This is a genomic window from Variovorax sp. GW821-FHT09A10 (genome assembly GCF_059418385.1).
Genome location: NZ_JBWKPT010000003.1, coordinates 76361 through 101021 on the forward strand (window position 1 = coordinate 76361; position 24661 = coordinate 101021).

General features: G+C 66.7%; 21 protein-coding genes. 10 read left to right on the forward strand and 11 right to left on the reverse strand.

All coding sequences use genetic code 11. The features are described from left to right. Window positions 1-6: 6 nt before the first annotated feature. Window positions 7-693: a TetR/AcrR family transcriptional regulator gene (locus AC07Q9_RS13760; protein ID WP_495310097.1), complete on the reverse strand. Its 687-nt coding sequence runs from the start codon at window positions 691-693 to the stop codon at window positions 7-9. A gap of 127 nt (window positions 694-820) precedes the next feature. Between AC07Q9_RS13760 and AC07Q9_RS13765 the strand changes: the two genes are divergently transcribed. Beyond that, window positions 821-2446: a 4-hydroxyphenylacetate 3-hydroxylase family protein gene (locus tag AC07Q9_RS13765; RefSeq protein WP_495310099.1), complete on the forward strand. Its 1626-nt coding sequence runs from the start codon at window positions 821-823 to the stop codon at window positions 2444-2446. 10 nt (window positions 2447-2456) lie between these two features. Beyond that, on the forward strand, window positions 2457-3257 hold the full coding sequence (locus tag AC07Q9_RS13770; RefSeq protein WP_495310100.1) for an alpha/beta hydrolase: 801 nt from the start codon (window positions 2457-2459) through the stop codon (window positions 3255-3257). Window positions 3258-3265: 8 nt separating this feature from the next. Here AC07Q9_RS13770 and AC07Q9_RS13775 read toward each other — a convergent pair whose 3' ends face one another. After that, window positions 3266-4399 carry a PQQ-dependent sugar dehydrogenase gene (locus AC07Q9_RS13775; protein ID WP_495310101.1) on the reverse strand — a complete coding sequence of 378 codons (1134 nt, stop codon included), beginning with the start codon at window positions 4397-4399 and terminating at the stop codon, window positions 3266-3268. Window positions 4400-4640: 241 nt separating this feature from the next. Here AC07Q9_RS13775 and AC07Q9_RS13780 point away from each other — a divergent pair, with 241 nt between their 5' ends. After that, window positions 4641-5216, forward strand: coding sequence for a C40 family peptidase (locus tag AC07Q9_RS13780; RefSeq protein ID WP_489058409.1), 576 nt, complete (start codon window positions 4641-4643; stop codon window positions 5214-5216). Between the two features lie 87 nt (window positions 5217-5303). Here AC07Q9_RS13780 and lpdA read toward each other — a convergent pair whose 3' ends face one another. The 4 genes from lpdA to aceE all read right to left on the reverse strand — a co-directional run bounded on the left by lpdA (window position 5304) and on the right by aceE (window position 12231). Then, window positions 5304-7133, reverse strand: coding sequence for a dihydrolipoyl dehydrogenase (gene lpdA / locus AC07Q9_RS13785; protein ID WP_489058410.1), 1830 nt, complete (start codon window positions 7131-7133; stop codon window positions 5304-5306). After that, complete coding sequence (locus AC07Q9_RS13790) at window positions 7130-7723, reverse strand: MFS transporter (protein ID WP_495310102.1); 594 nt, start codon at window positions 7721-7723, stop codon at window positions 7130-7132. Before AC07Q9_RS13790 ends, lpdA begins: the two co-directional genes overlap by 4 nt. Before the next feature lie 70 nt (window positions 7724-7793). Continuing rightward, on the reverse strand, window positions 7794-9452 hold the full coding sequence (gene aceF / locus AC07Q9_RS13795; protein ID WP_495310104.1) for a dihydrolipoyllysine-residue acetyltransferase: 1659 nt from the start codon (window positions 9450-9452) through the stop codon (window positions 7794-7796). 49 nt (window positions 9453-9501) lie between these two features. Continuing rightward, window positions 9502-12231, reverse strand: coding sequence for a pyruvate dehydrogenase (acetyl-transferring), homodimeric type (aceE, locus tag AC07Q9_RS13800; protein ID WP_492676698.1), 2730 nt, complete (start codon window positions 12229-12231; stop codon window positions 9502-9504). A 183-nt stretch (window positions 12232-12414) separates the two neighbouring features. Here aceE and AC07Q9_RS13805 point away from each other — a divergent pair, with 183 nt between their 5' ends. The 5 genes from AC07Q9_RS13805 to AC07Q9_RS13825 all read left to right on the forward strand — a co-directional run bounded on the left by AC07Q9_RS13805 (window position 12415) and on the right by AC07Q9_RS13825 (window position 19271). After that, window positions 12415-14955: a PAS domain-containing sensor histidine kinase gene (locus AC07Q9_RS13805; RefSeq protein ID WP_056580072.1), complete on the forward strand. Its 2541-nt coding sequence runs from the start codon at window positions 12415-12417 to the stop codon at window positions 14953-14955. Next, the gene (locus AC07Q9_RS13810) at window positions 14952-15587 is read left to right on the forward strand and encodes a response regulator transcription factor (protein WP_099790122.1); all 636 of its coding nucleotides are present in this window, start codon (window positions 14952-14954) and stop codon (window positions 15585-15587) included. Before AC07Q9_RS13805 ends, AC07Q9_RS13810 begins: the two co-directional genes overlap by 4 nt. A gap of 80 nt (window positions 15588-15667) precedes the next feature. Then, the gene (gene folD / locus AC07Q9_RS13815; RefSeq protein WP_495310105.1) at window positions 15668-16519 is read left to right on the forward strand and encodes a bifunctional methylenetetrahydrofolate dehydrogenase/methenyltetrahydrofolate cyclohydrolase FolD; all 852 of its coding nucleotides are present in this window, start codon (window positions 15668-15670) and stop codon (window positions 16517-16519) included. Between the two features lie 5 nt (window positions 16520-16524). Beyond that, the gene (locus tag AC07Q9_RS13820) at window positions 16525-18582 is read left to right on the forward strand and encodes a M3 family metallopeptidase (RefSeq protein WP_495310106.1); all 2058 of its coding nucleotides are present in this window, start codon (window positions 16525-16527) and stop codon (window positions 18580-18582) included. Between the two features lie 59 nt (window positions 18583-18641). After that, window positions 18642-19271 carry a glutaredoxin family protein gene (locus AC07Q9_RS13825; RefSeq protein ID WP_255221182.1) on the forward strand — a complete coding sequence of 210 codons (630 nt, stop codon included), beginning with the start codon at window positions 18642-18644 and terminating at the stop codon, window positions 19269-19271. A 40-nt stretch (window positions 19272-19311) separates the two neighbouring features. Here AC07Q9_RS13825 and rpiA read toward each other — a convergent pair whose 3' ends face one another. Then, entirely contained in the window at window positions 19312-20016 is a 705-nt protein-coding gene (rpiA, locus tag AC07Q9_RS13830; protein ID WP_492676694.1) for a ribose-5-phosphate isomerase RpiA, read from the reverse strand. A gap of 40 nt (window positions 20017-20056) precedes the next feature. Here rpiA and AC07Q9_RS13835 point away from each other — a divergent pair, with 40 nt between their 5' ends. After that, window positions 20057-21136 (forward strand): quinone-dependent dihydroorotate dehydrogenase, encoded by a 1080-nt coding sequence (locus AC07Q9_RS13835; RefSeq protein ID WP_495310107.1) that lies wholly within the window; start codon window positions 20057-20059, stop codon window positions 21134-21136. A gap of 25 nt (window positions 21137-21161) precedes the next feature. On the opposite strand, the gene AC07Q9_RS13840 is transcribed toward AC07Q9_RS13835, so the two are convergent. The 4 genes from AC07Q9_RS13840 to AC07Q9_RS13855 form a co-directional block, all read right to left on the reverse strand. Then, entirely contained in the window at window positions 21162-21863 is a 702-nt protein-coding gene (locus AC07Q9_RS13840; protein ID WP_495310108.1) for a phage holin family protein, read from the reverse strand. A gap of 87 nt (window positions 21864-21950) precedes the next feature. Further along, window positions 21951-22247 (reverse strand): glycine zipper domain-containing protein, encoded by a 297-nt coding sequence (locus tag AC07Q9_RS13845; RefSeq protein WP_056580064.1) that lies wholly within the window; start codon window positions 22245-22247, stop codon window positions 21951-21953. Window positions 22248-22380: 133 nt separating this feature from the next. Further along, window positions 22381-23484 carry an NAD(P)/FAD-dependent oxidoreductase gene (locus tag AC07Q9_RS13850; protein ID WP_495310109.1) on the reverse strand — a complete coding sequence of 368 codons (1104 nt, stop codon included), beginning with the start codon at window positions 23482-23484 and terminating at the stop codon, window positions 22381-22383. A gap of 35 nt (window positions 23485-23519) precedes the next feature. Further along, window positions 23520-23642: a hypothetical protein gene (locus AC07Q9_RS13855; RefSeq protein ID WP_062479916.1), complete on the reverse strand. Its 123-nt coding sequence runs from the start codon at window positions 23640-23642 to the stop codon at window positions 23520-23522. A gap of 497 nt (window positions 23643-24139) precedes the next feature. Here AC07Q9_RS13855 and AC07Q9_RS13860 point away from each other — a divergent pair, with 497 nt between their 5' ends. After that, window positions 24140-24445 carry a hypothetical protein gene (locus AC07Q9_RS13860; RefSeq protein ID WP_495310110.1) on the forward strand — a complete coding sequence of 102 codons (306 nt, stop codon included), beginning with the start codon at window positions 24140-24142 and terminating at the stop codon, window positions 24443-24445. The last annotated feature ends 216 nt before the right edge of the window (window positions 24446-24661 follow it).

A 24661-nucleotide genomic window follows, 5' to 3' on the forward strand; every position in this document is an offset into this window, starting at 1 on the left:
CTTCTTTCAGGTATCGGTTGAACTGGACTGAACCGTACCACCGAAAAGAGAGGGTTTCGCGGGATCGTCCGCCGTTGCTACCGGGGAAGATCGCTGCACCAGCTGCGCAAGGTAGGTCTTGAACAGCGCATCCGCCGACTGCCTGAACATGCGGATGCGCCCCGTGTGCTGCATCAGCAGCAGCCCGACGCCGTGCGCGAACAGCGCCGTGTTCTCCTGCTGCGCGAGGTCGGCATCGAGGCCCAGGGCGAGCAGCGCCTCCTCGCAGGGGCGCAGGGCGTCGTAGAGGCGGTCGTTCAGTTCGTGGTCGAGCGCGTGCGTCAGTCCCCGGGGCCGCATGCCATGCACCAGATAGAAGCCGAGGTCGAGATCGCGCGGGTTCGCCGCATAGAAGTCGAACCAGGCCTGGGCCTTGGCGGCCAGGGTCTGGTCGGGCCGACGCTCGGACACCGCCACCTCGGCCACGGCGGCCTGCAGGCGCAGCAGCGACTCGTCGAGCAAGGCCGCGTAGATCGCCTCCTTGCTCTCGAAGTACGAATAGATGGCGCCCGGCGTGTAGCCGGCTTTCTTGGCGATTTCCCGGATGCTCGCGCCCTCGATGCCGGCCTCCGCGAACACCGTTCGGGCGGCGTCGAGCACCAGGGCGCGGCGGGCGGCGGTGAGGGTCTGGCGGCGTTGGAGCTTGGCGTGCATGGGCGGGACTATAGCCCTCGATCTGGTCGTCGATCATTTTTTCGAACGTTGATCTAAATATTGAACAGTGTTTAAATCTTCACGCCAACAGCCCCAAAACCCCCACGAGCCCCTGGAGACAACACGCATGAATGCCCCGCCTTCCGACGCCATCCTCATGTCCGGCGCCGACTACCGTGAATCGCTGCGCCGCTACACGCCCACCGTGTTCGTCGACGGCCGCCGCGTCGCCAGCGTGGCCGACGAGCCCGCCTTCCAGCCCGGCATCAACGCCATCGCCCTCACCTACGACCACGCGCTCAAGTCCGAGTACGCGCCGCTCATGACCGCCGTGCAGCACACCAGCGGCAAGCGCGTGAACCGGCTCTCGCACATCAACACGAGTTCGGGCGACCTGCTCAACAAGCTCGAGGCCGTGCGGCTGGTCTGCCAGGAAACCGGCTGCGCCCAGCGCTACCTGACGCACGACGCACTCAACGCCATCGCCCAGGTGTCGGCGCGCATCGACGACGCGCGCGGCAGCACCGAGCACACGGCCCGCTTTCACGACTACCTGCACCGCATCCAGGACCAGGACCTGACCCTGGGCGTCGCCATGACGGACGCCAAGGGCGACCGCAGCCGCCGGCCGCACGAGCAGGCGAACGTCGACAGCTACCTGCACGTGGTCGAGCGCAATGCGCGCGGCATTGTCATTTCGGGCACCAAGGCCATCGTGACCGGCGCGCCGTATGTGCACGAATTGCTGGTCATGCCCTGCCGCAACATAGGCAAGGAAGACGCCGACTTCGCCGTCTGCTGCGCCGTGCCGCTCGATGCGCCCGGCCTCACCATCGTCGCGCGGCCGGCCGGGCGACCCGGCGAGAAGCTGGAGCACGGCGACGCCCTGTTCAGCCGCAAGTACGGCCAGAGCACCGGCGTGTGCATGTTCGACCGCGTGTTCGTGCCGTGGGAGCGCGTGTTCTACGCCGGCGAATGGGAGCACTCGGGCCACCTGACCTACAGCTACGCCACGCACCACCGCCACAGCTGCATCGCCGCCCGCGCCGGTTTCGGCGACCTGCTGATCGGCGCCGGCGCGCTGATGTGCGAGGCCAACGGCTTCGACCCCGGCAAAGAGAGCCACCTGCGCGAGCAGATGGTCGAACTCATCACCCTCACCGAGAGCTTCTTTGCCTGCGGCGTGGCGGCCAGCGTCTACGGCAAGGCCGACGACCATTGCGAGGTCTTCATGCCCGACCCGGTGTTCAGCAACATCGGCAAACTGCTGCTGGCCACCAAGATCTACGACATGCACCGCATCGCCCACTACGTGAGCGGCGGGCTCATCGTCACCCTGCCCGGCCCGGACGAAGACCACAACCCCGAGACGGCGGCACGCCTGTCCGACGTGCTGCGCGCCAACCCTGCCATTCCCTACGAGCAGCGCATCGAGACGGCCCGCTTCATCGAAGACCTCACGGCCGGCTATCAGGGCGGCTGGTACAGCGTGATCAGCCTGCACGGCGGCGGCTCGCCGGCGGCGATGAAGCAGGAGATCTGGCGCAACTACCCGGTGGGCTCGAAGGTCGAGTTGGTCGAGCGGCTGCTCGAGCGCGGCATCGCGGCCGACGGCACGCCGGCCGCCGCGCCGCACGACCCGCGCCGCGCCATCACGAAGAACCGCCAGCCCGGCAAGTGCTGCGACACCGGCTGTACCGTGCCGGGGCAGCCTGTGATGGTCGACCTGCCAATTCCGGTGTCGCGCACCTAGACTCCGGCGGATGCAGACCCTGTCGCTCCTGCGCCGCCGCCTCGCCCTGCTCTTCGGCGCCGCCTCGTTGCTGCTGCTCGCCGGCTGCGGCGGGTTGCGCGCCGCCGAGGCCCCGCTGGCCACCACACTGGAAAAGAGCAGTTGCACCCGCAGCGCCGACACGCTGGTCGTGCTGCTGCCCGGCGCCTACTCGGCGCCCGAGGAGTTCGTGCGCGAAGGCTTCATCGACGCGCTGAACGAGAACCGGCTCGCGGTCGACACCCTGCGCGTCGATGCCCACATGGGCTACTACCGGAACAAGACCATCCTCGATCGATTGGATCGGGACGTGATCGCACCGGCGCGTCGCCAGGGCTACAAGGCGATCTGGATCGCGGGCATCTCGGTCGGCAGTTTCGGCGGACTGCTGTATGCCCAGACACATCCTGGCGATCTCGCGGGCCTGGTCGTGCTGGCGCCCTACCTGGGCGAACGCGTGCTGAGCCAGGACATCGCCAATGCCGGCGGCGTGGCGCGCTGGCGCGGCCCGCTCGAAGCGCCACCCGGCAGCGACCCGCGCACGCCCAGCGACACGCAGCTGTGGCAATGGCTGCGCGGCTACGTCGGCCACACCCGCACCTTCGGCGACCGGCCGCCGCTGTACCTGGGCTACGCGCTCGACGACCGCTTCGCCTTCAGCCACCGGCTGCTGGCCGGGGCGCTGCCGGCGGAGCGCGTGGTCACGACCGACGGCGGGCACGACTGGCCCGAGTGGCGGCGGCTCTGGCGCCGCCTGCTGCCGACGCTGCCGCTGCCGGGCTGCCCCGGCTGAGGCGTCGGTCAGTTCGGCCGCAGACGCAGCAGCTTGCCGTCCGACTCGTCGGTGAGTACATAGAGCAGGCCGTCGGGCCCCTGCTTCACGTCGCGGATGCGGGCCCGGCCATCGGCCAGCAGCTTGTGCTCGGCGACCACCTTGTCGCCCTTCAACTCGATGCGGTCGAGGTAGCCGAACTTCAGCGAGCCCACGAACAGGTTGCCCTTCCAGCCGGCGCCGTAGCGATCACTGGTGAGGAAGGCCATGCCCGAGGGCGCGATCGACGGCACCCAGTAGTGCAGCGGCTGTTCCATGCCGTCCTTGCGGGTGATGCCCTCGCCGATCTTGCCGCCGCCGTAGTTCTCGCCATAGGTGATCACCGGCCAGCCATGGTTGACGCCGGCGCGCGGGATGTTGATTTCGTCGCCGCCCTGCGGGCCGTGCTCCGTCATCCAGAAGCGGCCGTCCGGCGCGAGCGTCGCGCCCTGGCTGTTGCGATGGCCGTAGCTCCAGATCTCGGGCAGCGCACCCGGCTTGCCGACGAAGGGGTTGTCTTTCGGCACGCTGCCGTCCTTGGCGATGCGCACCACCTTGCCGTGGTGGTTGTCGAGCGTCTGCGCATCGTCCTTGCGGCTGAAGCGGTCGCCGAGCGTGAGGAACAGGTTGCCGTCGCGGGCCTCGACGATACGGCAGCCGAAGTGCGCGCGGCTCGCGACCTTGGGCTTCTGGCTGAAGATGACCTTCAGCGCTTCCAGCTTCGTGCCGTCGGCCGACAGGCGGGCGCGTGCGAGCGCGGTGCTGTTGGCCGATCCGCCGCCCGCCTCGGGTTCCGAATAGCAGAAGTACAGGGTGCGGTTCTGCGCGAAGCCGCTGTCGACCAGCACGTCGAGCAGCCCGCCCTGCCCGCCCGCCGCGATGGGCGGCAGGCCCTGGATCGGCGCGCCCAGCTTGCCGTCGGCCGCCACCAGGCGCAGGCGCCCCGGCTTCTCGGTGACCACGAAACGCCCGTCCGGCAGGAAGGCCACGCCCCAGGGGTTCTCAAGACCGGAGGTGACGGTTTCGGCACGCACTTGCGCCATGGCCGCGCCAGCCAGGCCGCAACCAGCGAGCACCACGAGGCTTCCCAGGGAGCGACGAAAGGAGAGATTTCGCAAGTTCATGAAGATTTCCTGAATTTGAGGCCATCTTGACAACAAATGGAATGCACATGTCGACTTTTAAGACCGAAAAGTCATATCGACCGAGGCGTTTACATTCGAATCCTTATGCCGCATAAACGTTCACCGTTACATTTTTTCTTCCGCCGGATCGAAAAAGTTCATGTAAATCAATGGTTTACGCACGCATTCAACAATTCAGATTAAATTGACATAACTGCGCGTCATCAATATCCTACGCGCCATGCGTTTTTTCGTCCTACCCGTATCCCTCCTGTTCGCCGTGGCTGTCCACGCCGCCCCCCCTCAACAGGATCGATCGGATGAGATGGACCGAATCCTTGCCGAACGCGGCCTGGTCGGCCAGTTCCATCAGGTTCGCCAGACCGTCGCAGAGCGCACGTCCGACCTCGTCGTGACCGCCATCGGTTTCCTCGGCGTCCCCTACCGCCGCGGCGGCAACACCGCCGAATCCGGCTTCGACTGCAGCGGCTTCGTCCGCGCCATGTACAACCAGACGGTGGGCCACGTGCTCCCGCGCCGCGCCGAAGAGCAGGCCGCCGCCACCGAGAAGATCGACCGCAGCCAGCTCAAGCCCGGCGACCTCGTGTTCTTCAACACCATGCGCCGCACCTTCAGCCACGTCGGCATCTACGTCGGCGAAGGCAAGTTCATCCACTCCCCCCGCTCCGGCGCCCAGGTCCGTGTCGAAGACATGAACGGCAGCTACTGGCAGCGTCGCTTCGACGGCGCCCGCCGCGTGCTCAGCGGCCAGGGCGACGAGGTCAAGGCTGCGGCCATGGCCAACGCCAGCGACTGATTCAACTCCCCCGAATCCCGGACGAAAAAAATCCCGCCGCGGCGGGATTTTTTGTGGGCGCTCGACAGGCGCCGTAGCGCCTCTCGATCAGGCCGCCTTCTTCGCCGGCGGCAGGTCGGTACACGTACCGTGCGCCACTTCCGCCGCCATGCCGATGCTTTCGCCCAGCGTCGGGTGCGGGTGGATGGTCTTGCCGATGTCGATCTCGTCCGCGCCCATCTCGATGGCCAGCGCGATCTCGCCGATCATGTCGCCGGCATGCGTGCCGACGATGCCGCCGCCCAGGATGCGGTGCGTCTCGGCGTCGAACAGCAGCTTGGTGAAGCCTTCGTCGCGGCCGTTGGCGATGGCACGGCCCGACGCGGTCCACGGGAAGTGGCCCTTCTTGACCTTGATGCCTTCGGCCTTGGCCTGGTCTTCCGTGAGGCCAACCCATGCCACTTCAGGGTCGGTGTAGGCCACGCTGGGAATCACGCGGGCGTTGAAGGCGGCGCTGGACAGCTCCTTGTCGCCCTTCTGCTCGCCAGCGATGACTTCGGCCGCCACGTGCGCCTCGTGCACCGCCTTGTGCGCCAGCATGGGCTGGCCCACGATGTCGCCGATCGCGAAGATGTGCGGCACGTTGGTGCGCATCTGGATGTCGACCGGAATGAAGCCGCGGTCGCTCACCGCGATGCCGGCCTTCTCGGCGCCGATCTTCTTGCCGTTCGGGCTGCGGCCCACGGCCTGCAGCACGAGGTCGTACACCTGCGGCTCCTTCGGCGCGTTCTCACCCTCGAAGGTGACCTTGATGCCTTCCTTCGTGGCTTCGGCACCGACCGTCTTGGTCTTGAGCATGATGTTGTCGAAGCGCGGCGCGTTCATCTTCTGCCAGACCTTCACCAGGTCGCGGTCGGCGCCCTGCATAAGGCCGTCGAGCATTTCGACCACATCGAGGCGCGCGCCCAGCGTCGAATACACCGTGCCCATCTCGAGGCCGATGATGCCGCCGCCCAAAACCAACATGCGCTTGGGGTCGGTGCCCATTTCGAGCGCACCGGTCGAGTCGACCACGCGCGGGTCCTTCGGCATGAAGGGCAGGCTCACCGATTGCGAACCGGCCGCGATGATCGCGTTGCGGAACTTGACGGTCTGCTTCTTGCCCGTGGTGTCCCAGCTCGTGCCGGAGGTCTCTTCGACTTCCAGGTGGTACGGGTCGATGAAGTTGCCCACGCCGCGCAGCACCGTCACCTTGCGCATCTTGGCCATGGCCGTGAGGCCGCCGGTGAGCTTGCCCACCACCTTGTTCTTGTGGCCGAGCAGCTTGGCGCGGTCGACCGTGGGGGGCGCGAAGCTCACGCCGAGGTCGGCGAAGTGCTTGACCTCGTCCATGACGGACGCGACGTGCAGCAGCGCCTTCGACGGAATGCAGCCGACGTTCAGGCACACGCCGCCGAGCGTGGCGTAGCGTTCGATGAGCACGACCTTCAGGCCGAGGTCGGCCGCGCGGAAGGCGGCCGAGTAACCGCCGGGGCCGGCGCCGAGCACGACCACGTCGCATTCGACATCGACCTTGCCGCCGTAGCTGGACGCCGCCACGGGCGCTGCGGCGGCCGGAGCCGGTGCAGCCGCCTTGGGCGCGGGCGCAGCTGCCGCCGCAGGTGCGGGCGCTGCAGCAGCCGGCGCAGGCGCGGCGGCCCCGTCGACTTCGAGCGTCAGCACGACCGAACCTTGCTTGACCTTGTCGCCGACCTTCACAGCCAGCGACTTCACCACGCCGGCTGCCGACGAGGGAATCTCCATCGAGGCCTTGTCCGATTCGACCGTGATGAGCGACTGCTCGGCCTTGACCGTGTCGCCGACGTTGACCAGCACCTCGATCACCGCGACTTCGTCGAAGTCGCCGATGTCCGGCACCTTGATGTGTTGTTCGCTCATTTGGACACTTTCAGTTTGAGTGTGAGAACGTCGGCCGGCAGGGCCGAATTGCGATCGAATTCGCAGGCGGCGGCGATGCCCGCCTCCGCCACGTCGCGCGCGTTGCGCGACTTGTTGTCATAGGCCGCGTGCATGGCGCCGAGCGCGAAGCTGCGTCCCGAGCCGATGGCCCAATACTGCTTGAACTCGAACACCTCGCGGTAGCTGTAGATGCCGTAGATGCCGCTCGGGTTGGCCAGCAGCATCGTGAACTGGCTCGACTCGTAGGGCTCGTGCTCGTCTTCCTTGGTCTGCATGAAGAACGAGTCCTTCAGCACCGGATGCAGCTGCGTGAAGGTGTGGAACACCTCGTGCTTGCTGCCGAACTGCAGCGCCTCGCGCGGCTGGGCCGCCAACGCATGCTGGAGCACCAGCTGGTGCGCGGCGGCGCCCGCCACCGCGAACAGGCTCTGGCCCGCGGCATCCTCGACGGTGAAGATCTTCTGGTTCGCTTCGGCGTTGTGCGACATGCGCGTGTCGCCGAAGGTCACCAGCGAGTCTGACGCCATCGTGACCTGGCCACCCTTTCGGACGGCCACTACGGTGGTCATAGCGCCTCCCGCCGGGCCGCCCCAAGGGAGGCGCCCCCCTCAGGGGGGAGCACCGCAGGTGCTCGGGGGGTCATAGAAGAATACGACGGTAGTCCGCGAGCACCTGGCCCAGGTAGGCGTTGAAACGCGCAGCCAGGGCGCCATCGATCACGCGGTGGTCGTACGACAGCGACAGCGGCAGCGTGAGACGCGGCACGAACTGCTTGCCGTCCCACACCGGCTTCATCTGGCCCTTGGAGAGGCCGAGGATGGCCACTTCGGGGGCGTTGATGATGGGCGTGAAGTGCGTACCGCCAATGCCGCCGAGCGAGCTGATCGAGAAGCAGCCGCCCTGCATGTCGGCCGAGCCGAGCTTGCCGTCGCGCGCCTTCTTGGCGAGTTCGCCCATCTCGGCGCTGATCTGCAGGATGCCCTTCTTGTCGGCATCTTTCAGCACCGGCACCACGAGCCCGTTGGGCGTGTCGGCCGCGAAGCCGATGTTGTAGTACTGCTTGTAGACGAGCTGGTCGCCGTCCAGGCTGGCGTTGAAGTCGGGGAATTTCTTCAGCGCCGCGACCACCGCCTTGATCACGAAGGCGAGCATCGTGACCTTGATGCCCGACTTCTCGTTCTCCTTGTTGGTGGAGACGCGGAAGGCTTCGAGCTCGGTGATGTCGGCTTCGTCGTTGTTGGTGACGTGCGGGATCATCACCCAGTTGCGGTGCAGGTTCGCGCCGCTGAGCTTCTTGATGCGCGACAGGTCCTTGCGCTCGACGGTGCCGAACTTCGTGAAATCGACCTTCGGCCACGGGATGAGGCCCAGCGCCGCGCCGTCGCCACCACCGGCCGGCGCCTTGGCCGCCGAGGCCTTGGTGCTGGCCTGGCCGCTCATCACGGCCTTGGTGAAGTTCTGGACGTCGTCCTGCGTGATGCGGCCCTTGAGGCCGGAACCCTTGACCTCTTCGAGCGGCACGCCGAGTTCGCGTGCGAACTTGCGCACCGAGGGCGAGGCGTGCGGCAGGCTGCCGGTGGGAGCCGACGTCGGCTGGTGGGCCGGGGCGGCTGCAGCAGGTGCGGCGGCGGCCGGTGCAGGTGCGCTGGCGCTTGCAGCAGCGGGCGCGGCAGCCGCGGCCTGTGCCGGCGCAGGCGCCGATGCGGGTGCCGCAGCGCCAGCGGCGCCTTCGAGCACCGCGATCAGGTCGCCGATGTTGACGGTGTCGCCGACCTTGACCTTGAGTTCCTTCAGCACGCCGGCGGCCGACGACGGGATTTCCATCGACGCCTTGTCCGACTCCACCGTGATCAGCGACTGCTCGGCGGCGATGGTGTCACCCACCTTCACCAGCAGCTCGATGACCGCGACGTCCTTGAAGTCGCCGATGTCCGGCACCTTGATGTCGACCGGGCCCGAGGCCACCGGTGCGGCTGCGGCGGGCGCAGGCGCTGCAACCGCCGCTGCGGGTGCCGCGGCAGCAGGCGCAGCGGCCGGTGCCGGGGCGGCGGCAGCCGCGCCCTCGGCCTCGACCACCAGCACCACCGAGCCTTCCTTCACCTTGTCGCCCACGGCGACCTTGATTTCCTTGACCACACCGGCCGTGGACGACGGGATTTCCATCGACGCCTTGTCCGATTCGACCGTGATGAGCGACTGCTCGGCCTTGACCGTGTCGCCCACCTTCACGAGCACCTCGATCACCGCGACTTCATCGAAGTCGCCGATGTCGGGCACTTTCACTTCCACTGCTGCCATATCGTTGTCTCCCGCCGTCAGGCGCCGTTCGTTCGTTGGTTGTTGATGTTCAAGCGTAGAGCGGGTTGACCTTGTCGACATTGATGCCGTACTTCTTGATCGCTTCCACCACCTTGGCCACCGGCACGGTGCCATCTTCGCTCAGCGCCTTGAGCGCAGCCACCACGATGTAGTGACGATTGATTTCAAAATGCTCGCGCAGCTTGGCGCGGAAGTCGCTGCGGCCGAAACCGTCGGTGCCCAGCACCTTGTAGGTGCGGCCCTTCGGCACGAACGGGCGGATCTGCTCGGCGTACGCCTTCATGTAGTCGGTCGACGCGATCACCGGGCCGGTCGAGGCACCGAGCTGCTGGGCCACGAAGGGCACGCGCGGCGTCTGGTCGGGGTGCAGCAGGTTCCAGCGGTCGGCGTCCTGGCCGTCGCGGGTCAGCTCGTTGAAGCTCGGGCAGCTCCACACCGAAGCCGACACGCCCCACTCCTTCTCGAGCAGCTCCTGCGCGGCAAAGCTCTCGCGCAGGATGGTGCCGCTGCCCAGCAGTTGCACGGTCGGCGCTTCTTTCGCGCCCTTGGCGGCCTTGACCACCGGGCCCTGCTTGGACAGGTACATGCCCTTGATGATCTGCTCTTCGGTGCCGGGCTGCAGGCCGGGCATCGCGTAGTTCTCGTTGAGCAGCGTCAGGTAGTAATAGACGTTGTCCTGCTTCTCGACCATGCGCTTCAAGCCGTGGTGCAGGATCACGCCGACTTCGTGCGCGAAGGTCGGGTCGTAGCTCACGCAGTTCGGGATGGTGTTGGCCAGGATGTGGCTGTGACCGTCTTCGTGCTGCAGGCCTTCGCCGTTCAGCGTGGTGCGCCCCGAGGTGCCGCCCAGCAGGAAGCCGCGGGCCTGCATGTCGCCGGCCGCCCAGGCCAGGTCGCCGATGCGCTGGAAACCGAACATCGAGTAGTACACGTAGAACGGCACCATGATGCGGTTGTTCGTGCTGTACGACGTGGCCGCCGCGATCCAGCTGGACATGCCGCCGGCTTCGTTGATGCCCTCTTGCAGGATCTGGCCGGCCTTGTCTTCCTTGTAGTACATGACCTGGTCCTTGTCGACCGGGGTGTACTGCTGACCGTGCGGGTTGTAGATGCCGATCTGGCGGAACAGGCCTTCCATGCCGAAGGTGCGGGCCTCGTCCACCAGGATGGGCACGACGCGCGGGCCCAGGGCCTTGTCGCGCAGCAGCTGCGTGAGGAAGCGCACGTAGGCTTGCGTGGTCGAGATCTCGCGGCCTTCGGCCGTGGGCTCCATCACCGCCTTGAAGGTGTCGAGCGAGGGCACCGTGAAGCTCTCGTCGGCCTTCACGCGGCGATGCGGCAGGTAGCCGCCCAGGGCCTTGCGGCGCTCATGCAGGTAGCGCATTTCCGGCGTGTCGTCGGCCGGCTTGTAGAACGGCAGATCGGCGATCTGGCTGTCGGGAATCGGGATGTTGAAGCGGTCGCGGAAGGCCTTGATGTCTTCGTCGCCGAGCTTCTTGGTCTGGTGGACCGTGTTCTTGCCCTCGCCGATCTTGCCCATGCCGAAGCCCTTGACGGTCTTGACGAGCAGCACGGTGGGCTGGCGCTTGTGGTTCTGGGCGGCGTGGAAGGCGGCATACACCTTCTGCGAGTCGTGGCCGCCGCGCTGCAGGTTCCAGACCTCGTCGTCGGTCAGGTGCTCGACCATCTTCAGCGTGCGCGGATCGCGGCCGAAGAAGTTCTTGCGCACGTAGGCGCCGTCGTTGGCCTTGAACGACTGGTAGTCGCCGTCGTTGCACTCCATCATGATCTTGCGCAGCGCGCCGTCATGGTCCTTCTCGAGCAGGGCATCCCAGCCCTTGCCCCAGATCAGCTTGATGACGTTCCAGTTGGCGCCGCGGAACTCGCCTTCGAGCTCCTGGATGATCTTGCCGTTGCCGCGCACCGGGCCGTCCAGGCGCTGCAGGTTGCAGTTGATGACGAAGATCAGGTTGTCGAGGTTCTCGCGCGCGGCCAGGCCGATGGCGCCCAGCGATTCGACTTCGTCCATTTCGCCGTCGCCGCAGAACACCCAGACCTTGCGGTTTTCGGTGTTGGCGATGCCGCGGGCGTGCAGGTACTTCAGGAAGCGCGCCTGGTAGATCGCCATCAGCGGGCCCAGGCCCATCGACACCGTGGGGAACTGCCAGAACTCGGGCATCAGCTTGGGGTGCGGGTAGCTCGACAGGCCCTTGCCGTCCACTTCCTGGCGGAAGTTGAGCAGCTGGTCTTCGGAGAGGCGGCCTTCGAGGTAGGCGCGGGCATAGATGCCGGGCGACACGTGGCCCTGGATGTACAGCAGGTCGCCGCCGTGGTTTTCGCTCTCGGCGTGCCAGAAGTGGTTGAAGCCGGCGCCGAACATGCTGGCCAGCGAGGCGAAGGAGCCGATGTGGCCGCCCAGGTCACCGCCTTCGGGCGGGTGGATGCGGTTGGCCTTGACCACCATGGCCATGGCGTTCCAGCGCATGTAGGCGCGCAGGCGCTGTTCGATCTCGAGGTTGCCGGGGCTGCGGGCTTCCACGCCCGGCTCGATGGTGTTCACGTAGCCGGTGTTGGCCGAGAACGGCATGTCGACGCTGTTCTGGCGCGCATGTTCGAGCAGTTGTTCGAGCAGGAAGTGCGCCCGCTCGGGCCCTTCGCTCTGGATGACGGAAGACAGTGCATCCATCCATTCACGCGTCTCCTGGGCGTCCGCATCGTTTGCGGCCGAGCCGAACAGGTTCTCGGGATTTGCCGACATGCTTGTCTCTCCTTTTAGGGCTGTGGCTGTAATTTAGTGCGCTGGGCACCGAGCGCGCCGGAGTTTCGCATAGAAGTTTCCCTATTTCAAATAGTGCTTGTTGATTTCTTATTATGAAATATCAAGGAGGCACGTCCCCGGCAGGGCCTCTTGCCCGCGAAGGCCATCACCTAAACTCCGCCCATGCCCCTTTCCTCCCCGCTCGCGGTCGCCCGCAGTGCCGTCAAAGCCTCGCCGCTGTCCTGGTGGCGCACGTGGTGGCGCAAGCAGACACCGGTGCTGCAGGACGCCGTCGCGATGCTCGCGCCGATGGCGGCCGTGCTGTTGTTTCTCGCGGCCATCGTGTCGGCGTTCTGGTACCTGCGCTCCGAAGAAGTCGAGCGCGAGCAGGAGTCGGTGCGGCGCGATGTCGAGTACGCGCAACAGCGCATGCGCCTGCGCCTGCTGGAGCGGCAGGAACAGCTGATGCGCATTGCGCGCGATGCCTCCAACCGCGAGATCGATCCGGTCGAGTTCACCAGCCGCGCCGAGTCGCTCGTGAGCCAGTTCCCCGAGCTGCAGACCATCAGCTGGATCGACGACCGACGCCGCTTCAAGGCCGGCTATGCCGCACCCAGCGTGCACCCGGCACAACAGCACCTGATCGGCGACGTGCTGCGTCCCGGCGACATCGAAAGCAACTACGCGCTGGCGCGCGAGTTGCGCCAGCCGGTGTACTCGCAACCCGTGGCCGGCGGCGAACCGGCCGCGATGCTGCAGCTGCACATCCCGCTGTTCGACCAGGGCCTGTTCGCCGGCGTCGTGCTCGGCGAGTTTTCCATCGACGGCCTGCTGCGCTATGGCATGCCCTCCGAGGTGCAGGCGCGCTATGCCGTCTCGCTGCTCGACGCCAAGGGCAACGTCATCGCCGGCAACACCACGCCGCTGAAAAACAGCGGCACCCGCCTGCTGCCCTGGACCGAAGCGACCAACGAATACGAAGTGCCGGTGTCGCCCGTGGGCAATGCGCTGATGCTGCGCGCGCAGGCCTACCGCACCTCGCAGGGCGTGGTGGGCAACGGCCTCTTCTGGCTCGTGTGCGCGCTCAGCGTGATGACCAGCTGGATGCTGATCGGCACCTGGCGCCACACGCGCCGCCGCCTGCAGGCGCAGCAGCGGCTGGTGGCCGAAACCAACTTCCGCCGCGCGATGGAAAACTCCATGCTCACCGGCATGCGCGTGCTCGACCTGCAAGGCCGCATCACCTACGTGAACGCCGCGTTCTGCGCCATGACGGGCTGGAGCGAAGACGAACTGGTCGGCCAGACGCCGCCTTTCCCCTACTGGCTCGAATCCGACCGCGAGGTGATGAACGAGCGCCTCGAAGAAGAGCTGCACGGCCGCGCCCTGCCCGGCGGTTTCCAGGTGCGCGTGAAGCGCAAGAACGGCAGCGTGTTCAACGCGCGCCTGTATGTGTCGCCGCTGATCGACGCGCGCGGCCACCAGACCGGCTGGATGACGTCGATGACCGACATCACCGAGCCGACGCGCATCCGCGAGCAGCTGTCCGCCTCGTACGAACGCTTCACCACCGTGCTCGAAGCGCTCGACGCCGCCGTGTCGGTGGCGCCCATCGGCAGCGAGGAGCTGCTGTTCGCCAACAAGCTGTACCGCCTGTGGTTCGGCTCCGACACCGTGGGCCACCTGGGCATGGTGGCGCAGGCCGGCGTGCCGCCGTCGAATGCGCACGATGAAGGACTGGACGACGTCGATCCCTACGCCGGCCTGCCCATCGACACCCTCACCGCCGCCCAGACCGCGAACAACGAGATCTTCGTGCCGCACCTGGGCAAGTGGCTCGAGGTGCGCTCGCGCTACCTGACCTGGGTCGACGGCCGCCTGGCGCAGCTGGTGATCGCCACCGACATCACGCCGCGCCGCGACGCCGAAGAGCAGGCCGCCGCGCAGGCCGACAAGGCCCAGGCCGCGAGCCGCCTGATCACCATGGGTGAAATGGCGTCGAGCGTGGCGCACGAACTCAACCAGCCGCTGACGGCCATCGCCAACTACTGCAACGGGATGATGTCGCGCATCAAGGGCCAGACGATCGACAACGACGCCCTGCTTGCCGCGCTCGAGAAAACCTCGAAGCAGGCGCAGCGCGCGGGCCAGATCATCCAGCGCATCCGCTCCTTCGTGAAACGCAGCGAGCCCAACCGCACGCCGGCCGACGTCGCCACCATGGTGAGCGAAGCGGTCGAACTCGCGGGCATCGAGCTGCGCCGGCGCAACGTGCGCCTGAACCACTACGTGGCCGCGCGGCTGCCGGTGGTGCGCGTCGACCCGATCCTCATCGAACAGGTGATGGTCAACCTGCTGAAGAACGCGGCCGAATCCATCGACATCGCCGACCGCCCGCTGGCGCGCCGCAGCGTCGAGCTGCGTGTGCTGCCCAAGGTGATCGAGGGGCAGAATGCCATCGAGTTCTCGGTGCAGGACACGGGCAAGGGCCTCTCGCCAGAAGTCATGGACCGGCTCTACGAGGCCTTCTTCTCCACCAAGCCCGAAGGCATGGGCATCGGGCTCAACCTGTGCCGCACCATCGTCGAGTCGCACCGCGGCCGGATGCAGGCGGAGAACATCTACAATGGCCCGGATGTGATCGGATGCCGTTTTTCCTTCTGGATTCCGGTGTTGGACGCTATCAGTTCCGTAGCAAGCGACGAGGCAAAGGTACCTGCATGAGTTTGATTCCGAAGAAGGGCACGGTCTATGTCGTCGATGACGACGAAGCCGTCCGCGATTCACTGCAATGGCTGCTCGAAGGCAAGGACTACAGAGTCCGCTGTTTCGAGTCCGCCGAATCCTTTCTCTCCCGATACGACCCGCGCGAAGTCGCCTGTCTGATCGTCGATATCCGCATGGCCGGCATGACCGGCCTCGAATTGCAGGATCGACTGATCGAACGGCGTTCTCCGTTGCCGATCGTGGTCATCACCGGCCACGGCGACGTGCCGATGGCGGTCGACAGCATGAAGAAGGGCGCGATGGATTTCATCCAGAAGCCCTTCAACGACGAAGAACTCGTATCGCTGGTCGAGCGCATGCTCGAACACGCACGCGGCGCCTTCACGCAGCACCAGCAGTCGGCCAGCCGCGACGCGCTGCTGTCCAAGCTCACGGGCCGCGAGGCGCAGGTGCTCGAGCGCATCGTTGCCGGCCGCCTGAACAAGCAGATCGCCGACGACCTGGGCATCAGCATCAAGACGGTGGAGGCGCACCGCGCCAACATCATGGAAAAGCTCAACGCCAACACCGTGGCCGATCTGCTCAAGATCGCGCTCGGGCAAGCGGCCCCCACGGCCAAGGCCTCCTGAGCTGCAGCTATCCCGCCGATAGCCACGCACCTTCCCCACGCCTGCGCAAGCGGGCGTTTTTACTTGGAAAATCAAAACCGATGACCGCCCAACTGATCGACGGCAACGCCCTCGCCAAAACCATCCGCGCCGAGGTGTCCGGCCGCACCGCTGCGCTGAAGGCACGCGGCGTGAACCCGGCCCTGTCCATCATTTTGGTGGGCACCGATCCGGCGAGCCAGGTCTACACCAAGCACAAGGTCAACGACAGCACCGAGACCGGCCTCGCGGCCACGCTCGAGACCTACCCCGCCGACCTGAGCGAGGCCGACCTGCTGGCGCGCATCCGCGCCCTCAACGACGACCCGAAGGTGCACGGCATCCTCGTTCAATTGCCGCTACCCAAGCACATGGACAGCCAGAAGGTCATCGAGACCATCTCGCCCGCCAAGGACGTCGACGGCTTCCACGTGGCCAGCGCCGGCGCACTGATGACCGGCGCCCCGGGCTTCTGGCCCTGCACGCCGCACGGCTGCATGAAGATGCTCGAATCGATCGGCTACGACCTGCGCGGCAAGCACGCCGTGGTCATCGGCCGCAGCAACATCGTCGGCAAGCCGATGGCCATGATGCTGCTCGCCAAGAGCGCCACCGTGACCATCTGCCACAGCGCCACGAAAGACCTGGGCGCCCTCACGCGCCAGGCCGACGTGATCGTCGCCGCCGTGGGCAAGCTCGACCTGCTGACCGCCGACATGGTGAAGCCCGGCGCCGTCGTCATCGATGTGGGCATGAACCGCAAGGCCGACGGCAAGCTGGCCGGCGACGTCGATTTCGACGGCGTGAAGGAAGTGGCCGGCTGGATCACCCCCGTGCCCGGCGGCGTCGGCCCGATGACGCGCGCCATGTTGCTCGTCAACACCCTTGAAGCGGCCGAACGCGCCGCCAAGTGATTCACATGGCCATCACGAACAACCCCCTCCTCGACTTCACCGACCTCCCCCTGTTCGACCGCATCAAGCCCGAACACGTGTCGCCCGCGGTCGACGCGCTGCTGGCCGATGCCGAGGCCGCGCTGCAGACGGTAACGGCGCCTGAATTCCCGGCCGACTGGATCGCGATCTCCAAGGTGCTCGACGTGGCCTCCGAACGCTTCAGCCGCGCCTGGGGCGCCGTGGGCCACCTCAACGCCGTGGCCGACACGCCGGAGTTGCGCGCCGCCTACAACGAGGCCATGCCGCGCGTCACCGCCTTCTGGACCCGCCTGGGTTCCGACGAGCGCCTGTACGCCAAGTACAAGGCCATCGACCCGGCCACGCTCAATCCCGAGCAGCGCCAGGCGCACAAGAACGCCGTGCGCAACTTCGTGCTCGGTGGCGCCGAGTTGCAGGGCGAGGCCAAGCAACGGTTTGCCGACATCCAGGAACGCCAGGCCGAGCTGAGCCAGAAGTTCAGCGAAAACGCCCTCGACGCCACCGACGCCTTCGCGCACTACGCACAGCTCGGTGAACTCGACGGCGTGCCCGAAGACGTGGTGAGTGCCGCGCGCGCGGCCGCCGAGGCCGAAGGCAAGCAGGGCTACAAGCTCACGCTCAAGATGCCGTGCTACCTGCCGGTGATGCAGTTCGCCAAGAGCAGCGCGCTGCGCGAAACCCTGTACCGCGCCTACGTCACGCGCGCCAGCGAACTCGGCGATCCGAAGTTCGACAACACCGCGCTCATCACCGAGATCCTCGCGCTGCGCGAAGAAGAATCGAAGCTGCTGGGCTACAAGAACTTCGGCGAGCTCTCGGTCGTGCCCAAGATGGCCGAATCGCCCGAGCAGGTCGTCAAGTTCCTGCGCGACCTCGCCGCCAAGGCCAAGCCCTATGGCGAGCGCGACCTGGCCGACCTGCGCGCCTTCGCGGCCGAACAACTGAACCTCGTCGACCCGCAGGCCTGGGACTGGACCTACGTCGGCGAGAAGCTCAAGGAAGCGCGCTACGCCTTCAGCGAGCAGGAGGTGAAGCAGTACTTCCCCGCGCCCAAGGTGATGGCGGGCCTGTTCAAGATCGTCGAGACGCTGTTCGAGGTGTCGATCCGCCGCGACAGCGCCCCCACCTGGCACCCGAGCGTCGAGTTCTACCGCATCGAGCGGGCCGGCCAGAAAGTCGGCCAGTTCTACCTCGACCCCTCCGCCCGCGCCGCCAAGCGCGGCGGCGCCTGGATGGACGACGTGCGCGCCCGCTGGCTGCGCCCCGACAACGGCGCGCTGCAGACGCCGGTCGCGCAGCTGGTGTGCAACTTCGCCAGCGGCGTCGACGGCAAGCCGCCGCTGCTCACCCACGACGACGTGACCACCCTCTTCCACGAGTTCGGCCACGGCCTGCACCACATGCTCACGCAGGTGAACGAGCGCGACGTGTCGGGCATCAGCGGCGTCGAGTGGGACGCGGTCGAGCTGCCGAGCCAGTTCATGGAGAACTTCTGCTGGGAGTGGGATGTGCTTGCCCACATGACGGCCCATGTCGACACCGACGAGCCGCTGCCGCGCGCGCTGTTCGACAAGATGACCGCCGCCAAGAACTTCCAGAGCGGGCTGCAGACGCTGCGCCAGATCGAGTTCTCGCTGTTCGACATGCTGCTGCACACCGAGCACCAGGCCGCCGCCGCCCAGCCGGGTGCCGTGATGGCGCTGCTCGGCCAGGTGCGCGCCGAAGTGGCCGTGCTGCCCTCGCCGCCGTTCAGCCGCACGCCGAACACCTTCAGCCATATCTTCTCGGGCGGCTACGCGGCCGGCTACTACAGCTACAAGTGGGCCGAGGTGCTGAGCGCCGACGCCTACGCGGCCTTCGAGGAAACCGTGGGCGCCGACGGCGAGCCGAACATCGAGACCGGCCGCCGATACCGCCAGGCCATCCTGGAGGCCGGCGGCAGCCGCAGCGCCATGGATTCGTTCAAGGCCTTCCGGGGCCGCGAGCCGCAGCTTGATGCGCTGCTGCGACATCAGGGCATGGCTCAGGCCCAGCCCGCTTGATACGGCGCTGAAGCTTGCGATACTCGGGAGATATGTATCCGACTTTTTACAAACTCCCGATGCGCGGCCTGATCGGCCTGGTCCTCGTGCTGTCGACCGCCAGCGTGCTGGCACAGGCGGTCTACCGCCAGGTCGACAAGAACGGCAAGGTCACGTTCTCGGACCAGCCCCCCGTCGTCACCAACGCACCGACGGGCGGGCCGCAACCGGCCAGCGCCAACGCGCCGGCCAACAGCGGGCTTCCCTACGAACTGCGCCAGGTGGCACAGCGCTACCCCGTCACGCTGTACAGCGGCGAAGGCTGCGGCCCCTGCAACGAGGCGCGCACGCTGCTCACCACGCGCGGCATTCCCTTCGAGGAACGCACCATCAAGAGCAACGAGGACGTCGACGCCCTGCAGCGCCTGAGCGGACAGAACGCGCTGCCGCTGCTGACCGTCGGGTCGCAGCAGCTCAAGGGCTTCTCGGATGTGGAATGGTCGCGCTACCTCGACGCAGCCGGCTATCCCAAGAGCAACAGCCTGCCCGCAGGCTATCGCCCGCCCGCCGCGCGTCCGCTCGTTGCGCAGCAGGCACCGGCGGCGGCGGCGCCCCGCGCGACCGACACGCCCCTGCAGCCGCCAAACCCCGCGCCGGCACCGCCCTCGAACGCACCGGGCCCGAACAACCCGGCCGGCATCAAGTTCTAGAGACGACGGGGGCCTCGCCCCCGTGTTGCATCGCCGCCGGTCAGCCGGCGAACTGCAACGTCTTCACGCCCGACGCCGTGCCCAGCAGGCAGACATCGGCCTTCTGGTGCGCGAAGACCCCCACCGTCACCACGCCGGGCCACTGGCTCACTTCGGACTCGAAGGCGCGCGGGTCGGTGATCCGCAAGCCGGTCACGTCGACGATGTGCTGGCCGTTGTCGGTCACCAGCGGCAGGCCGTCTTTTTCGCGCACCTGGGCAATGCCGCCCAGGCTGGCGAACTGGCGCATCACGCGGCGCACCGCCATCGGGATCACTTCCACCGGCAGCGGAAACGCGCCGAGCGTCTCGACCAGCTTGGAGGCGTCGGCGATGCAGACGAAGCGCTTGGACTGCGCCGCGACGATCTTCTCGCGCGTGAGTGCCGCGCCGCCGCCCTTCACCATGAAGCCCCGGTGGTCGATCTCGTCGGCGCCGTCGATGTAGACGGCCAGTTCTTCCACCTCGTTGCTGTCGAACACCGGAATGCCCAGCGCGCGCAGGCGTTCGGTGGAGGCAACGGAGCTGGAGACCGCTCCCTTGATCTCGTCCTTGATCGTGGCCAGCGCATCGATGAACTTGTTGACCGTGGAGCCGGTGCCCACGCCGACGATCTCGCCCTTGACCACGTAGGCCAGCGCGGCAAGGCCGACCTGGGCCTTGAGTTCATCCTGGGAAAGAGGGGTTGGGGAGGCGGGTGCGGTCATCGCGGAGAATCCTTGGCTCATTGAAGTCGAGAATTATCCGATGCCCCTGCTGCTGCCCTCTTCGCTCTATGGCCTGGCCCGCCCTTTTCTGTTCGGTTTCGACCCCGAGCACGCCCATGAAATCACCCTCGACGGGCTGGCCCGCACCCAGAACACGCCACTGGCCTGCGCCTACGCGGCGACGCGCGTCGAGGACCCGATCCAGCTGGCAGGCCTGAATTTCCCCAACCGCGTCGGCCTGGCCGCCGGGCTGGACAAGAACGCACGCTGCATCGACGCCTTCGCGGCCATGGGCTTCGGTTTCGTCGAGGTCGGCACGGTCACGCCCAAGGGCCAGCCCGGCAACCCGAAGCCGCGCATGTTCCGCCTGCCGCAGCGCAACGCGCTGATCAACCGCCTGGGCTTCAACAACGAAGGCCTCGACGCCTTCCTGGCCAACGTGCAGAAGGCGCGCTTTCGCAAGCAGGCCGGCGGCGGAAAGTCGCCCATGCTGCTGGGCCTGAACATCGGCAAGAACGCGGCCACGCCGATCGAGCGCGCGGTGGACGACTACCTGGCCTGCCTGGACGGCGTGTACCCGCATGCGGACTACGTGACGATCAACATCTCGAGCCCCAACACGGCCAACCTGCGCTCGCTGCAAAGCGACGAAGCGCTCGACGCGCTGCTGGGCGCCGTAGCCGAGCGGCGTGAAGCGCTGGCCACGCGCCACGCCAAGCGCGCGCCGCTGTTCGTGAAGATCGCCCCCGACCTCGACGACGCCCAGGTCGCGGTGATTGCCGCCACGCTGCAGCGCCACGGCATGGACGGCGTGATCGCCACCAACACCACGCTCGCGCGCGACGCCGTGGCCGGCCTGCCGCATGCGCAGGAAGCCGGCGGCCTTTCAGGCGCGCCGGTGCGCGAAGCCAGCAACCGCGTGATCGCGCAACTGCGCGCGGCACTGGGCAAGGACTTTCCGATCATCGGGGTGGGCGGCATCCTGAGTGCGGCCGATGCCAAGGCCAAGATCGCCGCGGGCGCGGACGTGGTGCAGATCTACACCGGCCTGATCTATCGCGGCCCCGGGCTGGTCCGCGAAACGGCCCAGGCGCTGCAGCAGGATCGCCGCAAGGCCTGAGCCGGCTCTTCGTGCTGCCGGTGGCTCAGCGCATGCGCCAGAGCACTGGCGCGATGACCGTGGCCCAACGCAGCAGCCGCCTCGGGCGGATCACCGCCACAGCGGCGGCAGCGACCACCCCGGCAGCCACCGGGTGCTCGCGCGCAATGCGCAACGCCGTGGCCGCAGCCGATTCGTTCGCAGGCTCGCCCGAGGCCGGCTGCGTCTCGCGACCGCCCTGCAGGGTGGCGATGCGCTCGCGCTGGCGGTCCATGCGGGCCAACAGCTCCTCGCGCGTGGCGGGGCGTGGCGGGCGCGGTGCTTCGTCGTCCTGCTCCGGGTCCTTGCCGAGGTTGAAGCGGTCCTGGACCCAGGCCCAGTCGCGTTCGAACTCCTGAAAGGTCGGAACGAAGCTGTTGGAAGCATTGCTCAGGCTGCGCATCAGGCCGATGGCGGCCGCCAGCCACAGCACCACCCAGACAGCGGCCACCACCCAGGCGGCGGTGACGCGGTACGGCGTGTCCCAGTAATGCACGACCACCGCCATCGAGAGCAGCGCCACCGCGACGGTGGTCAGCCCCAGCACGGCGACGACCAGGACGAGGGTCAGCTTCAGGCGCTGCTTCTCGTCCTCCCAGGCCATGCGCAGCAACTGCACCCGGTCCTCGGCCGCCAGCGCACCTTCGGCGGCTGCGATGCGCAACCGGCGGATGCGGGCATCGAGCCCGAACAGGGACAGCAGTTTCATGCGCCGCCTCCGCCCTCACCGGCCACATCCGCGTGGCGACGGCGAACGAACGAACGGCGGTGTGCGCTCAGTCCGGTGCGGTGACGCTCAGCGGCGGCCAAGCAACAGACCCACCAGCACGCCGACCGCCAGTGCGGCGCCGGCCACCTGCCAAGGTTCGTCGTGGGCGTAGGTGTTGGTGGCGGTGGCCGCCTGGCGCGCCTTCTTGGCGGCCAGCTTGCTCTTTTCGGAAGCCAGCTCGCGCGCGATGGCGAGCTTGGTGTCGATGCGTTGGCGCAGCGCCTTGATGTGGGGAACCGAATCCAGGTCCTTGCTGGCCAGCACGCCGCGCACGTCGCTTGCGATGTCTTCGGCTGCTGCTTCAAGATTGTTGGATGCACTCATTGGAATCTTTCCTCCGTGATGACACCGGCACCGCGCCGGCGGCTTCACGCCAGCATATGGCGTGCTGTCATGTTACAGGCTCGAAAGCCCCTCATGCGCGACAGATGTGCTCAGTTGTGCCCGAGTGCATGCATCAGGCCTCGGCGAGCAGGTCTGCAACGTGCCGTCCGATGGCCAGGCAACTGGTGAGTCCGGGCGACTCGATGCCGAAGAGATGGACCAGCCCCGGCACGCCATGCGACGCCGGCCCCGCGATCACGAAGTCGGCCGCGGGCGCGTCCGGCCCCGAGATCTTCGGGCGCATGCCCGCATAGCCGGGAATCAGCGCACCATCGGGCAACGCCGGCCAGTACCTGCGCACCTCGTCGTAGAAACGATCGCCACGCGTCGGATCGACCACGAGATCATCGGCCGCCTCGACCCATTGCACATCGGGCCCGAACTTGGCCTGTCCGCCGAGGTCGAGCGTCAGGTGCACGCCGAGCCCGCCCGGCTCCGGCACGGGATAGATGAGCCGGCCGAAAGGTGCGCGGCCCGCGAGCGTGAAGTAGTTGCCCTTGGCGAAGTACTCGCGCGGCACGGCCGACGCCGGCATGCCTTCGAAACGACGCGCCAGTGCCGGGGCACCGAGCCCCACCGCATTGACCACGGTGCGACAACGCAGCGCCGTGCCATCGGCGGCGATCAGCACGACCGCGCCGTCCCCGCATTCGGCACGTTCGATGGGCGACTTGAGCGCCAGCATGCCGCCTGCGTTCTCGAGGTCGCCGAGCAGGCCCAGCATCAGCGCATGGCTGTCGACGATGCCCGTGCTCGGTGAATGCAGTGCCGCGACGCAATGCAGTTGCGGTTCCATCGCGAGGGCTTGCTGCGCGGTGAGCAGGACCAGATCGTCCACCCCGTTGGCCGCCGCCTTCGCGCGGATCACGTCGAGTTGTCCCACCTGTTCGGCGGAGGTCGCCACGATGAGCTTGCCGCAACGGCTGTGCGGCACACCGCGCGCCTGCGCGTAGCTGTAGAGAGCCTTGCGTCCTTCCACGCACAGCGTCGCTTTCAGCGAACCCTGCGGGTAGTAGATGCCCGCGTGGATCACCTCGCTGTTGCGCGAACTCGTTCCCGTGCCGATCGCCCCTTCGGACTCCAGCACCAGCACCTCCCGGCCCGCGAGCGCCAATGCACGCGCCACGGCCAGCCCCACCACGCCAGCGCCGATGACGGCGCAATCGACTTCATCCATCGCGCGAGCTTAGCGCGGCGCGAGGGGCGCTGTTCTCACCTCGCGCTGGGCGGCGGCTCGGGGTCGGTGGGCTCGTCGGGCGCGTGCTCCGGCCCTTCATCGGGCTCGACCGGCAGGTCGGGCGTGATCGGAGACGGAAGATCGGGTTGGGTGGCCATGGCTGCACTCCTTCGTTCCATCTCTTCGTTCTAGCGCGTTCTCACGCGCCTGCAAGCGGCCCGTGGCGAAAGGCGTCGTCGGTGCGCACCGACAGCAGACCTTCACCCAGGCGCTCCAGCAACAGGGCCACGCACGCTGCTGCTTCCTCGCCCCTCCCACACCGCACAGGGAGGATCACAGTGGACGATGCATGGCAGGGCCAGTCTAGGCATCGACGTGCCTTCGCACATGAGCCAAGCGCACCTTTGCGAGGGGGGCATGCGCCCTGCCCCGGTACGCCTGCGAGCGTGACAAAACGCCTGCCCGGGACCGGGCGCGTTCCGAGCATCGGCGTCGACAAAGAGGCGGCATCCGACCTGAAGAACCGTCCCCGCAACGCCATCCACGCCGCGGTGCGGCGATGAATTGCGGACGGACCCGGTGCGTCGATGTCCGGGGCCGGGTCGGACCTTCCGGCCAGTGCGACGGAAATCAACCGGGATCAATTCCGGCGCCCATGACGCCGCCGATCGCCCCAATTTCGCTGGCGGCTGCCGCGAGGCATCCGGGTGCTCCGCGTGCTGACAGAGGAGAAATCACCTCATTGGCCACCGCTCCCAATTCTCAAATAAACGATGGCGCCCAGCTAATTAAAGCCATCTTCAACGGTCAGGAAAAACTAAAAACAAAGCACCATCAAGGCATAAAAGTAACATTTTTAATTGAATTTCTCGAAATTCAAATTGAGCTAAAAGTTCAATCATCAAATAAATTGAAAGACAGATTTTTTCTTTCTCCGAAGAAAAACACCTACCCCATTTGAGCCGACAGGTTCTGAATGTCGATGTCATCCGTTTGTCTCAATTTGCGAAAAATCCAATCTCAGCCTTCCATTTTTGACTTAGTTTCACTACAAATCTGAAATTTATACCGAAATTAAGACTTTCGATCGTATCGACCGAAGAAGACGGAACAGCCATTTTTTTGAACTGACGTTCCGCTATAGCTTCAGAAAGGCGTGACAAACCGCCCCCCACAA

Bases quoted from the DNA above. Each gene is read 5' to 3' on its own strand.
- AC07Q9_RS13760 (WP_495310097.1), bottom strand. From the start codon at position 693: ATGCACGCCAAGCTCCAACGCCGCCAGACCCTCACCGCCGCCCGCCGC.
- AC07Q9_RS13765 (WP_495310099.1), top strand. From the start codon at position 821: ATGAATGCCCCGCCTTCCGACGCCATCCTCATGTCCGGCGCCGACTAC.
- AC07Q9_RS13770 (WP_495310100.1), top strand. From the start codon at position 2,457: ATGCAGACCCTGTCGCTCCTGCGCCGCCGCCTCGCCCTGCTCTTCGGC.
- AC07Q9_RS13775 (WP_495310101.1), bottom strand. From the start codon at position 4,399: ATGAACTTGCGAAATCTCTCCTTTCGTCGCTCCCTGGGAAGCCTCGTG.
- AC07Q9_RS13780 (WP_489058409.1), top strand. From the start codon at position 4,641: ATGCGTTTTTTCGTCCTACCCGTATCCCTCCTGTTCGCCGTGGCTGTC.
- lpdA (WP_489058410.1), bottom strand. From the start codon at position 7,133: ATGAGCGAACAACACATCAAGGTGCCGGACATCGGCGACTTCGACGAA.
- AC07Q9_RS13790 (WP_495310102.1), bottom strand. From the start codon at position 7,723: ATGACCACCGTAGTGGCCGTCCGAAAGGGTGGCCAGGTCACGATGGCG.
- aceF (WP_495310104.1), bottom strand. From the start codon at position 9,452: ATGGCAGCAGTGGAAGTGAAAGTGCCCGACATCGGCGACTTCGATGAA.
- aceE (WP_492676698.1), bottom strand. From the start codon at position 12,231: ATGTCGGCAAATCCCGAGAACCTGTTCGGCTCGGCCGCAAACGATGCG.
- AC07Q9_RS13805 (WP_056580072.1), top strand. From the start codon at position 12,415: ATGCCCCTTTCCTCCCCGCTCGCGGTCGCCCGCAGTGCCGTCAAAGCC.
- AC07Q9_RS13810 (WP_099790122.1), top strand. From the start codon at position 14,952: ATGAGTTTGATTCCGAAGAAGGGCACGGTCTATGTCGTCGATGACGAC.
- folD (WP_495310105.1), top strand. From the start codon at position 15,668: ATGACCGCCCAACTGATCGACGGCAACGCCCTCGCCAAAACCATCCGC.
- AC07Q9_RS13820 (WP_495310106.1), top strand. From the start codon at position 16,525: ATGGCCATCACGAACAACCCCCTCCTCGACTTCACCGACCTCCCCCTG.
- AC07Q9_RS13825 (WP_255221182.1), top strand. From the start codon at position 18,642: ATGCGCGGCCTGATCGGCCTGGTCCTCGTGCTGTCGACCGCCAGCGTG.
- rpiA (WP_492676694.1), bottom strand. From the start codon at position 20,016: ATGACCGCACCCGCCTCCCCAACCCCTCTTTCCCAGGATGAACTCAAG.
- AC07Q9_RS13835 (WP_495310107.1), top strand. From the start codon at position 20,057: ATGCCCCTGCTGCTGCCCTCTTCGCTCTATGGCCTGGCCCGCCCTTTT.
- AC07Q9_RS13840 (WP_495310108.1), bottom strand. From the start codon at position 21,863: ATGAAACTGCTGTCCCTGTTCGGGCTCGATGCCCGCATCCGCCGGTTG.
- AC07Q9_RS13845 (WP_056580064.1), bottom strand. From the start codon at position 22,247: ATGAGTGCATCCAACAATCTTGAAGCAGCAGCCGAAGACATCGCAAGC.
- AC07Q9_RS13850 (WP_495310109.1), bottom strand. From the start codon at position 23,484: ATGGATGAAGTCGATTGCGCCGTCATCGGCGCTGGCGTGGTGGGGCTG.
- AC07Q9_RS13855 (WP_062479916.1), bottom strand. From the start codon at position 23,642: ATGGCCACCCAACCCGATCTTCCGTCTCCGATCACGCCCGACCTGCCG.
- AC07Q9_RS13860 (WP_495310110.1), top strand. From the start codon at position 24,140: ATGACGCCGCCGATCGCCCCAATTTCGCTGGCGGCTGCCGCGAGGCAT.